Source organism: Brevibacillus panacihumi W25 (genome assembly GCF_000503775.1).
In the GTDB taxonomy this organism is placed as follows: domain Bacteria; phylum Bacillota; class Bacilli; order Brevibacillales; family Brevibacillaceae; genus Brevibacillus; species Brevibacillus panacihumi_A.
Window position 1 is genome coordinate 2,370,090 of the sequence record NZ_KI629782.1, and the last position, 10,989, is coordinate 2,381,078.

Below are 10,989 nucleotides of genomic sequence, written 5' to 3' on the forward strand. Positions count from 1 at the left end.
CCCTTCCGTGTTATGATTTCCTCTAATGCCTACAAACAAAAGTTTATCATACAAACAATTGTTTTCAAAGCTTTTGAAAAAGAAAAACCCGGTTCCCCAGGTTTTTACATAGGCTGTTCGCTCACAGCCTCTGCTTTTTTCTCTTTATGATTCGCTAAAGCCATGACCGTCCCCACGATACAGCCTGCACCGATCCACTCAAACAGGCCAAACGGAACATGCAGCCACATGACAGTCGCAACCACGGCAGACAGCGGTTCGGCGCACGCCAGGATACTTGTCTCGGATGGCAGGATGAAACGCATGCTGTCTAAATAAAGAAAAAAGGCGATCAGTGTTCCAAACACGATGAGAAAGCCCACTCCCAATACCGACTGAATGCTCCAGATTTGATCGGTCGCCTGCCAGGGCTGCGTCAGGATGCATAAGCCAATACCCCCAAGGAGCATCCCCCAACCCAGTACTACCGTAGCTCCCCACCGTTCCAGGAGCTTTTTCGGATACAGGGTATAAAAAGCCAGCGCGACCGCTGATGCCAATCCCCATAAAACCGCTCCGGTAGAGATGGAAAGCTGACCGGGATTCCCATTGGTGAGCAGCAAAAAGGTGCCGACCAAGGCAAGAATCAGAGCTGCTACCTGTGCCAGACTGGGCAATTGTCGATTCCGCAGGACAAGATACCCCGTCAGCAAGACAGGCCCCAGGTACTGCAGAAGAGTAGCCGTCGCAGCATTGCCCAACTCAATGGAAGCAAAATACGTATACTGCACAGCCAACAGCCCGAGCAATGAAAAGACCACCAGCCGCCCGAAATCCGCTCCCGCGCCCAGTATCCTCCAAACATTCTGACGCTTCTTGCCAAATAAAGATAGTATCAGCAGCAAAATGCCTGACAAAAGCAAGCGAACGGCGACAAGCCAATCTGTTGTGAATTGATAATGCTGAAGCAAGGATTGAGCTACCGTCCCCGAGACACCCCACAACAAGGCGGCCACAAGCACCATGCTCATACCGCGCACGCGCATCGACATGTTTCATAACTCCCTATCATTGATCTAGTATGGAATATATCCCATTCCCATGCCGGATACAAGACGCAGCATTGCCCTGGAAGGGTCGCTGATTTGACAAACGTGAATCTTTTTAATAAAATTATCTTAAATTAGAGATTTTTATCTCATGGAGACTAGGAGGGCTGGCTATGTCCAACAATCAACCACAGCCACTTCGAAATGATTCCCTCGATCTGTTCGTTGTTCTTTCCCGTTCCTATAACTGGGTAACAGCCTGCACGAATCGGGATATTCGCCGACACGGATTGAATCCCACCGAGTTTGGAGTTCTGGAAGTGCTTTTTCATAAAGGACCACAACCGCTTCAGCAAATTGGTGAGAAGATCCTGATATCCAGCGGCAATATAACCTACGTAGTGGACAAACTAGAGAAGAAGCAGCTGCTTGTCCGCAAGCCCTGTGCGGAAGATCGCCGTGTGATTTTTGCCGAACTGACGGAAAAAGGCCATCGGTTCTTGAGCGAAATTTTCCCTGCTCATACGAAAGCGGTCGAACAGGCTGTCAGCGGTTTGAGCCCTGAAGAGAAACAACAGGCCATCGCCTTGCTGAAGAAATTGGGAATAGCAGCGCAAGAACAATTTTAGATTTACGCTTGACAAAAGATCGATTCTGTAATAATCTCAAAATCAAGATATACAAAAATAATATTAGTAACTTACATTTTGGAAGGGGATTTACTATACCATGAGCAAAGTACTTCTCATCAAAGCAAACGATCGTCCAATCGAGCAAGCAGTCAGCGTGAAACTGTACCATGCTTTCGCTGATTCTTATAAGGAAGCTCATCCGAACGACGATGTCACCGAACTGGACCTGTTCGCTGAAAATCTTCCTTACTACGGAAACGACCTGCTGACAGCTATGTTCAAGGCTGGAAAAGGTATGGAATTGACAGCTGAAGAACAAAAAGGCGCTGAGCTGGTAACGAAATACCTGAACCAATTCATCGAGGCTGACAAGGTAGTGATTGCCTTCCCAATGTGGAACTTCACAGTGCCTGCTGTCCTGCACACGTATTTTGACTACCTGTCCCAAGCCGGTAAAACATTCCGTTATACAGCTAACGGTCCAGAAGGTTTGCTCGGCGGCAAAAAGGTTGCCCTGTTGAGCGCTCGCGGCGGTGTATACTCCGAAGCGCCAATGAATACAGTAGAATTAGCTAACCGTTACGTGAACACCCTCCTTGGTTTCTGGGGAGTGAAAGACATTGCCGAAGTGATCGTAGAGGGCCACAATCAATACCCTGACAAAGCAGAAGAAATCGTTCACGAAGGTGTAGTAAAAGCAGCAAAACTGGCGGAGTCCTTTTAAGGCCCGCCAGCCTTTTCGGACAAATATCTCTAATTAAAGATAGTCAAATTTAAAATAACTTAAGGAGAGATGAAACATGATGGATCTTGGATTGCTTATCATTCGTTTGGTGATTGGGTTGTCGATGGCAGCGCACGGTACGCAAAAATTGTTTGGCTGGTTTGGCGGCTATGGATTGAAGGGTACAGGCGGCTGGATGGAATCGCTTGGGATGAAGCCTGGTGTCCTCATGGCCCTCTTGGCCGGACTCGGTGAGCTGGTCGGCGGACTCTTGTTTGCAAGTGGTGTCGGAACCTGGATCGGAGCTATTCTGATCGCCTTCACCATGCTGGTTGCTATTCTGAAGGTTCACGGTCAAAATGGATATTGGGCTACGCAGAACGGCTATGAACTCAATCTGACTCTGATTGCGGTCGTAATCGGGGTTGCCTTGATCGGACCTGGTGCTTACGTCTTGTTTTAATCATTTCACGTACGCCACAGGCTTATTTGAAGGAGGAATATGCTGATGGATATTCGCGTCTACACACAAAACGAACAAGCAAAAGGACATTTTGGCGACGGTGAAATCGTGGAAAACAAACCGATTGGCTTTCCTCGCGAAGGGTCTGTGGTGGATCGTGTCGGCCCGCTCTTTTATTGGGCTTGGGCGAAATCACTGAAGACCTTTGAAATTCCGTTTCACCCTCACTCCGGCTTTGAGATTTTGTCCTATGTGCTGAGTGGAAGTGTTGGCCATAAAGATACGTTAGGAAACATGCAAAAGGTGACGACGGGCGGGGCGCAGATCATGCAAACCGGCTCCGGCGCCTACCACGCAGAGGAATTAGGCACGGATACCGAGATGTTTCAGATCTGGTTTGAGCCGCATCTATCCCAGGCCACGAAAAGGCCGCCTACCTACAACCAGTTCGATCATGATGAGTTTCCGAGCCAGGTGGTAGATGGTGTGCTTGTGAAACGGATTATTGGTACTGACGCTCCGATCCAGCTTGTGACGGATGCACAAATGTGGGACGTCACGATCCCGGCCGGAGCCACCTATGCACGCCCTCTCCAAGCTGGATATGCGCATGCGGCTGTAGTGGTAGACGGTGCGGGTCAGATACGGGAAGCAGGTGCTGGAGCTGTCCATTCAGCGACAGCCGCGAAAGGAGATTTCGTCGTCTCCACCGCCGAAGCGGACAACAACGTCGTCTACCAGGCTGATCACGACCGTCCTCTGCGAATCGTACTGATTCAGGTCCCTACCGAAGTGGAGTATACCTTGTATCGCAAATAAGAAGAAGCAGTGAACAAACGGTAAAACGACCGCCCTTAAGCAGACTTTTTGGCTTAAGGGCGTATTTGTTTTTCTGATGGCATTGTACAATTAAGGTAAATTTTTACTTTCAGGAAGAGGGATATTATGAAACCAGCCATACATATCCACCCAGAAACCATCTTATTAGACCAACATGTATCCATTAGACTTACTGGTTTTCAGCCCGGCGAGCCTGTAACGATCAGGGCCACAAACTCAGGCATGTTGGGAGGAGAACTCGAAGCGACGTCTTATGCCGTGTTCCTCGCCGACAGTGACGGCAATGTTGATCTGGCCACGCAAGCACCCACTGAAGGTACATACCGTGATCCAGATCCAATGGGACTGTTTTGGTCCATGAAGGTGAGCAAGCTGCGTTTTCATCTTTTCAATCAACTGGAACAGGTGCCTTGCTCTCCCCGTTCTGGTGCGGTGACCTTTACAGCAGAAGTGGCCGGAGAGGTAGTGGCGCACGCAGAACTAACCAGACTCTTCCTTTCCCCTGATGTTGAAACCAGAGATGTTCTGGAAAATGGTATCGTGGGCAGATTCTTTTCTTCGCCACAGAGCTTATCATCAGACTCCCCCATTCTCATCACTCTCAGCGGCAGTGAAGGCGGGCTTCATACCTCCTCGCAATTTGCCGCCTTGTATGCTTCCCATGGTTACCCCGCTTTGGCTTTGGCCTATTACAATCTGGAGCACCTCCCTCAAGAAATCCGAAACATTCCGCTGGAGTATGCTCATAAGGCTATGGAATGGATCAAAGGCCAGCCCTTTTTCCGTTCCAGAAAGATCGTAGTATTCGGTCGATCGAAGGGCGCTGAGCTGGCTCTCGTGCTAGGCGCAACCTTTCCCCAAATTGGCGGAGTGATCGCATCCAGCCCTACTTCAACCGTCTGTATCGGCTCCTCTACCGCTGAGGATGCCCCTGACGTATACTGTCCGCAATCCTCCTGGTCCTATCAGGGCAAGCCATTGCCTTTTATTCCGTTAACGGAAGAGCAATGCATGGAATTTAGAAAAAATTTGGAAGAAGGCAAGCGAGTTGATGCGATTCATGGTGCATGCTTCTCAGACCAAATCATGCTGGAACATGCCTCGATCCCGGTGGAAAAGATAAACGGCCCCCTGCTGTTGATTTCCTCCGATGATGACCATTGGTGGCCCTCCTCCCTTCATTGCAAAAGAATGGTACAACGCCTAGCCGAGCATGAATTCCCCCACAGCTGCCTCCATCTGGATTATCAAGATGTCGGACATGGGATTCGCTTCCCCTACATCCCGACAACGAATCTACGGATGAATGGCGGTACGGCCAAAAACAATGCGCATGCTGCAAAAGACTCCTGGCACCACATCCTGGCGTTTCTGGAACAGCTCTAAAACTGAGCTTAATGGTCCTTCCCATGCAAAAACCCGCCATCGCAACTCTGCCTGGCGGGTTTTCCTTTATCGGCTAAGCACCGGCTGTCTTTCCAGCATGGTGCCTTCCTGTGCAAAACGCGTATGCATGGCAAAAGCCTTTTCCAATACGTGCGGCGTATGTCCTCCGCGCGTCAGCGCTTCCTCGTAGTAGGCGCGAAGCTGATCGCGGTACATCGGGTGGGCGCAGTTGTCGATGATCTTGAGTGCCCGCTCACGAGGCGCCAGTCCACGCAGATCTGCCAGACCCTGCTCGGTCACGATGACATCGACGTCATGCTCCGTATGGTCGACATGGGAGACGAACGGAACGATACTGGAGATTTTGCCGTCTTTGGCAATGGACTTGGTGACGAAGATGCCGAGGCGAGCGTTGCGGGCAAAATCGCCGGAACCGCCGATGCCATTCATCATTTTCGTGCCCAGGACATTCGTCGAATTGACATTGCCGTAAATATCGGTTTCCAGAGCGGTATTGATCGCGATCAGACCGAGACGGCGAATCAGTTCCGGATGGTTCGTAATTTCCTGCGGACGCAGGACGAGCTTGTCACGATATTTGGAGAAGTTCTCTGTCACATGCTTCATCTTCTCTTCCGTCAGCGTGATCGAACAGCCGGACGCAAATGCGATTTTTCCTGCATCCAACAAATCGAACACCGCATCCTGCAAAACCTCGGAGAAAACGGTCAAATCCGTGAATTCGGAGTCCAAAAATCCGTTGAACACAGCGTTGGCTACCGAACCGATCCCGGATTGCAGCGGTGCCAGGTTTTTCGGCAAGCGGCCTTGTGCAACTTCCTCACGCAGGAACGCAATCAGATGCGCTGCGATTTGTGCTGTCTCCGCGTCCGGTTCTACGATGGTGGACGGCGAATCGATCTGCTCGGAGATGACAATCCCTTTGATCTTGTCCATATCGACGGGAATCCCGATGGTTCCAATGCGTTGATCTACAGATGTGATCGGAATCGGTCCGCGCTCCCCTTGCGCTTCAGGCGTATAAATATCGTGGATGCCTTCCATCGACATCGGCTGTGCCATGTTCAGCTCAATGATGACATGCTTTGCTTGTTCCACAAAAATATTCGAGTTTCCCACGGAAGTCGTCGGAATAATCATACCGTCTTCCGTGATTGCAACCGCTTCCACAATGGCGTAATCGATCTCGCCCATGACTCCGGAGCGAACCATCTCAGCCGTGTGCGACAGATGCTGGTCGACGAACATGATGCTGCCGTCGTTGATTTTTTTACGCATGGTAGCATCTGCTTGGAAAGGCAGACGTTTTTTGACAATGCCTGCTTCTGCCATGAGCGTATCGACGTTTGCTCCCAAAGAAGCTCCTGTATATACATTTACCCCAAAAGGTTTGTTCTCTCTTTTTGCCCGTTCTGCTAAAGCAATGGGGACCTGCTTGGCATCTCCAGCACGTGTAAATCCGCTCAAACCGAGGGTCATGCCATCTTCGATCCAACTCGCTGCTTCATCAGCCGTGACGATTTTATCTGCCAATCGTTTATCGCGTAAGCGCTCCCACATGATTGAGATCCCCCTTGTTCCTACATAATCTTGTTGTTACTAAGCTAGCACAGGACGACTGAGCGGGCACTCAATTTCAAACGAAGCAGAAAATCTGGCTATAAACGAGAAAATTTGCAGATGAATACGCCAGCAAAACATGCCCTAAAAACCGAGTAATTGCCGGAAGGAACTAGCATACGATTGACTTACAGGAACACGGCTTTTGGCCTTATCCTTCATCTCCAAAATAAACGTGGAGTGAAAATGCGGGTGAATGAAGCGAATCGCTTCCAGATTGACAAAATAAGAACGGTGACAGCGAACAAACTGGCCTGGAGACAGCATACACTCCAGTTCAGCCATATTGTATTTGTTTACATAGGCTCCATTCACGGTATGCAGCCGTGTTTTCCCTTCGTTGGAGCTGATGTACATGATTTCATTGACGGGGATCGGGAGCCAGCCATTCTCATCTCTTCCGACCAAAAAGGACAGGCGCGGTCCGGCTGGAACAATCGGCATGGCACTCGGGGCATAGATCGCGGTAATGCATCCCTCCACATGCCCCTGCGAGATCACAGGCAGCGAGATCCCGTAGTATGGGACGCCAAAGACGCGGCTTTCGACGTGATAAGCCACTTTGCTTTTTACTTCGAGCGCTTTATGTGTCGCTGAACCCTCACGTACCCGGTCGCCCGGTACGATTTTCAGATCAATGGCTTTGCTCGGCTGGTAGTAGACATACTGGTTCCCGTCCGAGATAGCGATGGATACGCCTTCAGGAATCACTTGACCTACCATTTGCAACACTTCTGGCACCAAGGTGTTGTCCATGATGATTCCTCTCCTCCTATTTTCTCTCTTGCTTCTTCTTTCATTTAACCATAATTTTGCCTTCGCAACGCAACCTTGTCTTACCAACTTTTTGAACGATTTGAATGGGTACGTATGCTATTATGAAGGAAATTGTTGGTATATGAAGTGATGGAGCCAAGGAGGACTGATTACCATGAAACTGGAACGGATCGACCTGCAACGCATTAAAATCCCGTTGCGCTCGCCTTTTGAGACCAGCATGGGCGTGGAGACACACAAGGAATGCATACTCGTCCGGACATACAGCGGCGCCCATGTCGGCTTCGGCGAAAGTGTCGCGATGGACGTGCCCGTCTACAATGAGGAAGATGTGGACACCGTCTGGTACATGCTGGAGAAGTATTTGATTCCACAGTTGTTCACGCGCGAGATTGAGCATCCCGATGAAGTGTCCCGCATCTTCTCCTGGATGCGGCGCAACAACATGGCAAAAGCCGCACTGGAAGGCGCTGTCTGGGATCTCTACGCGAAACAGCAAGGCCTTTCCCTCTCGCAAGCCCTGGGTGGGTCGCGAGCTGCGATTGACGTGGGAGTGAGCATCGGTATTGAGCCAACAGTTGATAAGCTGCTCCAACGCGTCGAGGGCTTTATCCGCGATGGCTACAAAAAGATCAAGGTAAAAATCAAACCTGGCTTCGACGTTGAGCCGATGCGCGCCATTCGGCAGAAATTCGGACCGGACGTGCCGCTGATGGCAGATGCCAATTCCGCCTATACCCTGAACGACCTCGAGATGCTGAAGGAACTGGACGAATTTGGACTGATCATGATCGAGCAGCCTCTCGCTCATGACGACATCATCGACCACACTGCTTTACAGCGCGAATTGAAAACGCCGATCTGTCTGGATGAGAGCATCCATACGGTAGAAGACGCCCGTAAAGCCATTGGTCTTGGAAGCTGCCAGATCATCAACATCAAGATTGGGCGCGTAGGCGGACTGACCGAAGCCAAGCGAATCCATGACTTGTGCCAAGCTCATGGTGTTCCTGTCTGGTGCGGCGGGATGCTTGAGGCAGGAATAGGCCGCGCGCACAATATCGCAATTGCGTCATTGGCCAACTTCTCGATTCCGGGTGATACTTCGCCATCCAACCGCTATTTTGCAGAGGATATCGTCACGCCAATGATTGATTTTGCCAAACCCGGCGTGCTGGATGTCCCGACCGCTCCAGGGATCGGCTTTTCGATCAATGAAGCCGCCATTCGCAGCGCGCTCGTGGAGCATAAGAGCTATTTTGCCGACCGGGCATCGACCACGACTCAGATTCCAAATTGGTAATCCAAACAAAACAGGGAGACCCATGCTGCTGGGCTCCCTGTTTTCTTACTCCGTGATGGTGAGGATCTTGCAGACGTTTTTCTCCGCCTCTGCACGCTCCTCTTCCGGAAGCTGCTGGAGCAGGGCGAGTGCTGCGTAGGGAAGTTTCAGCGCATGCGGATCACGATAGGTTTTTTCCCAGTATAAAGGCGAGAATATGGAGGTGAATGCCGGTTCTTTTACCTCGTCATCCAGCACAAAATCTGGGCGCTGCCGATTCAAGTGCATCTGCACACGATGGTTGCGGATGCCTGCCTGGGCCAAATCGGCATACCCGAAGCGATCCAGATGCACCAAAGCATCCGCATGTGTGATGCTATGTGTCACTTCTCACTCAAAAAAGTAGCGTTGTCCCTCGATCACGCGATTGGGAATGACCGTCTGCAATTCCGCGAACGTATGCTTTGCCATGGCTGCAGGCGTCTGATAGGAAGGAATTCCCGAGATGTCATCTTCAGTAACCATGCCGTAGTCCGATATTCCCCAGTAGCGATTCGGACGATCCTCAGTCGTCGCCTTCAGCAGCGTGACGAGACCGGTGACAATCCGCGGCTGAATCAGATCCGGCCGCTCCCGCAGCGCTCTGAGCGCCAATACCCCCAAAGCAAGGCCATGTCCGGAAGTGCGCAGCCTTTTAACGTTCTCGCCCAGACCCGCTATTACTGCTTCCGGCAGAGTCGGGTCTGCCTTCTCTTCCTTTTCCAGCGGTACAAACCATGCCGGCTTCAATAGGCGAAAGGATTCACACGTCCGCTCAATTCCCTCCTTGACGTGCTCCGGCAGCTCATAATCGCGTGACATGAAATACCCGGCCAAAAGCGCTGCACCGTAGTGACCGCTAAACCATCCGTCTTCAGCAGCTCTTGCCATCGCTACGACACCAAGCTCCAAATAATCATCCAACATCCTCATGGGGGTTCCTCCTTTTTCCAAATGCTTATTTTTATAATATAACATATATTTAAGTTTGTTAAGTGTGCAAAATAAAGCCGACCCCTGATTCGAGATCGACTTCCTTATTTTACTGGCAATGTTACAGTGAAGGTCGTTCCCTCGCCTTCTTCGCTGCTTACCTGAATTTTTCCCTCGTGGGCATCTACGATCCACTTGGCAATAGACAGACCGAGTCCGGTCCCCTCTGTCGCTTTGGTTCGCATTTTGTCCACGCGGTAGAAGCGGTCAAAGACGAATGGAATGTCCTCCTTGGGAATACCCACGCCCGTATCCTGGACGATGATAACGATCCGTTGTCCCTCCTGCTGGCTGGAGACATAGATGCTCCCCTTTTCCGGCGTGAATTTCAACGCGTTGTCCAGCAATATCACCAACAACTGATGGATGCGTTCCTCATCGCCCACCATTTCCAATGGCTTTTCAATTTTGGTCTCCATGCTCACTTCCTTGGCTATCGCCATTTGCGTAAACACATGTGTGCAGGTTTCCACCACTACATCGATATTGAATTTTTTCTTCATAATCTGCAGCTCATTGGAATCGCTTCTGGCCAGAGTCAACAAGTCGGAGACGAGATGGCTCAGACGCTTTGCTTCCTGCATGCCGATCATGATTTTTTCGCTCTCCTGCTCAATCGTGTGATCCGGATGCCGGAACAACCGCTCCAGATTGACCAGGATGGCTGTCAATGGCGTGCGCAGCTCATGGGAAGCATCTGCGATAAACTGCTGTTGCTTCTCCCAAGATTTCTGTATCGGCACCAATGCTCTTTTTGCCAAGAACCAGCCCGCCACGACCGCGATGACAATACTGATCACATTGCCGACCAGTACGACGTACAACAAGCTATTCAACATGTTTTGCTCCGGGGCGAGGTCGTAGATCAGCTGGAATTGCCGCGATAGCTGCATCCGGTTATCCACCAGCGTCTTTTTGGGAACATTGACCGTATAGACGCGAAATGTATGCTGATTGACGGTCATCGTCTCGATTCGATTCTCGATCCCCGTCGGCCGAAACTGGATAAAATCATCAGGGTCCATTCTTTCCCCGAACGCGTTTCCGATGAATGTGCCGTCTTTCCCCCAGACCAGGAGCACGTATCTGCGGTCTAAATCAGCGAATTTCTTGCGCTCTTGGCGATTGTAGGGGAAAGGTGCTTCGTCCCTCCCTTGCAGCCGGGGAAACGGGTCGTGTACCAG

The 10,989-nt window shown here is 50.7% G+C and carries 12 protein-coding genes (1 of these 12 cut by a window edge); 6 read left to right on the forward strand and 6 right to left on the reverse strand.

What is annotated here, in order from left to right; translation table 11 throughout:
* Positions 1-104 precede the first annotated feature (104 nt).
* Positions 105-1,031 (reverse strand): DMT family transporter, encoded by a 927-nt coding sequence (locus tag T458_RS40600; protein ID WP_023556790.1) that lies wholly within the window; start codon positions 1,029-1,031, stop codon positions 105-107.
* A gap of 170 nt (positions 1,032-1,201) precedes the next feature.
* Between T458_RS40600 and T458_RS40605 the strand changes: the two genes are divergently transcribed.
* The 5 genes from T458_RS40605 (at position 1,202) to T458_RS40625 (ending at position 5,073) form a co-directional block, all read left to right on the forward strand.
* Positions 1,202-1,657 carry a MarR family winged helix-turn-helix transcriptional regulator gene (locus tag T458_RS40605; RefSeq protein ID WP_023556791.1) on the forward strand — a complete coding sequence of 152 codons (456 nt, stop codon included), beginning with the start codon at positions 1,202-1,204 and terminating at the stop codon, positions 1,655-1,657.
* Between the two features lie 100 nt (positions 1,658-1,757).
* A complete protein-coding gene (locus T458_RS40610; RefSeq protein ID WP_023556792.1) occupies positions 1,758-2,384 on the forward strand; it encodes an FMN-dependent NADH-azoreductase in 627 nt (208 codons plus the stop codon).
* Positions 2,385-2,460: 76 nt separating this feature from the next.
* Complete coding sequence (locus tag T458_RS40615) at positions 2,461-2,847, forward strand: DoxX family protein (protein ID WP_023556793.1); 387 nt, start codon at positions 2,461-2,463, stop codon at positions 2,845-2,847.
* A gap of 45 nt (positions 2,848-2,892) precedes the next feature.
* Positions 2,893-3,666 carry a pirin family protein gene (locus T458_RS40620; RefSeq protein ID WP_023556794.1) on the forward strand — a complete coding sequence of 258 codons (774 nt, stop codon included), beginning with the start codon at positions 2,893-2,895 and terminating at the stop codon, positions 3,664-3,666.
* Between the two features lie 126 nt (positions 3,667-3,792).
* On the forward strand, positions 3,793-5,073 hold the full coding sequence (locus T458_RS40625; protein ID WP_023556795.1) for an acyl-CoA thioesterase/bile acid-CoA:amino acid N-acyltransferase family protein: 1,281 nt from the start codon (positions 3,793-3,795) through the stop codon (positions 5,071-5,073).
* A gap of 66 nt (positions 5,074-5,139) precedes the next feature.
* On the opposite strand, the gene T458_RS40630 is transcribed toward T458_RS40625, so the two are convergent.
* Both T458_RS40630 and T458_RS40635 read right to left on the reverse strand, forming a co-directional pair.
* Complete coding sequence (locus T458_RS40630; RefSeq protein WP_023556796.1) at positions 5,140-6,654, reverse strand: acetyl-CoA hydrolase/transferase family protein; 1,515 nt, start codon at positions 6,652-6,654, stop codon at positions 5,140-5,142.
* A 144-nt stretch (positions 6,655-6,798) separates the two neighbouring features.
* A complete protein-coding gene (locus T458_RS40635; protein WP_023556797.1) occupies positions 6,799-7,470 on the reverse strand; it encodes a LytTR family DNA-binding domain-containing protein in 672 nt (223 codons plus the stop codon).
* Positions 7,471-7,645: 175 nt separating this feature from the next.
* Here T458_RS40635 and menC point away from each other — a divergent pair, with 175 nt between their 5' ends.
* Positions 7,646-8,794, forward strand: coding sequence for an o-succinylbenzoate synthase (gene menC / locus T458_RS40640; RefSeq protein ID WP_023556798.1), 1,149 nt, complete (start codon positions 7,646-7,648; stop codon positions 8,792-8,794).
* A gap of 45 nt (positions 8,795-8,839) precedes the next feature.
* Here menC and T458_RS57585 read toward each other — a convergent pair whose 3' ends face one another.
* From T458_RS57585 to T458_RS40650, 3 genes are all read right to left on the reverse strand, one after another.
* On the reverse strand, positions 8,840-9,160 hold the full coding sequence (locus tag T458_RS57585; RefSeq protein WP_252989804.1) for a hypothetical protein: 321 nt from the start codon (positions 9,158-9,160) through the stop codon (positions 8,840-8,842).
* A gap of 3 nt (positions 9,161-9,163) precedes the next feature.
* Positions 9,164-9,745: a hypothetical protein gene (locus T458_RS57590; protein ID WP_252989805.1), complete on the reverse strand. Its 582-nt coding sequence runs from the start codon at positions 9,743-9,745 to the stop codon at positions 9,164-9,166.
* A 104-nt stretch (positions 9,746-9,849) separates the two neighbouring features.
* Positions 9,850-10,989, reverse strand: partial view of a sensor histidine kinase gene (locus tag T458_RS40650; protein ID WP_023556799.1) — the 3' portion only. It continues 150 nt past the right edge of the window; the window shows 1,140 of its 1,290 coding nt (coding positions 151-1,290); its start codon lies beyond the right edge, outside the window; its stop codon occupies positions 9,850-9,852.

Bases quoted from the DNA above. Each gene is read 5' to 3' on its own strand.
- T458_RS40600 (WP_023556790.1), bottom strand. From the start codon at position 1,031: ATGTCGATGCGCGTGCGCGGTATGAGCATGGTGCTTGTGGCCGCCTTG.
- T458_RS40605 (WP_023556791.1), top strand. From the start codon at position 1,202: ATGTCCAACAATCAACCACAGCCACTTCGAAATGATTCCCTCGATCTG.
- T458_RS40610 (WP_023556792.1), top strand. From the start codon at position 1,758: ATGAGCAAAGTACTTCTCATCAAAGCAAACGATCGTCCAATCGAGCAA.
- T458_RS40615 (WP_023556793.1), top strand. From the start codon at position 2,461: ATGATGGATCTTGGATTGCTTATCATTCGTTTGGTGATTGGGTTGTCG.
- T458_RS40620 (WP_023556794.1), top strand. From the start codon at position 2,893: ATGGATATTCGCGTCTACACACAAAACGAACAAGCAAAAGGACATTTT.
- T458_RS40625 (WP_023556795.1), top strand. From the start codon at position 3,793: ATGAAACCAGCCATACATATCCACCCAGAAACCATCTTATTAGACCAA.
- T458_RS40630 (WP_023556796.1), bottom strand. From the start codon at position 6,654: ATGTGGGAGCGCTTACGCGATAAACGATTGGCAGATAAAATCGTCACG.
- T458_RS40635 (WP_023556797.1), bottom strand. From the start codon at position 7,470: ATGGACAACACCTTGGTGCCAGAAGTGTTGCAAATGGTAGGTCAAGTG.
- menC (WP_023556798.1), top strand. From the start codon at position 7,646: ATGAAACTGGAACGGATCGACCTGCAACGCATTAAAATCCCGTTGCGC.
- T458_RS57590 (WP_252989805.1), bottom strand. From the start codon at position 9,745: ATGAGGATGTTGGATGATTATTTGGAGCTTGGTGTCGTAGCGATGGCA.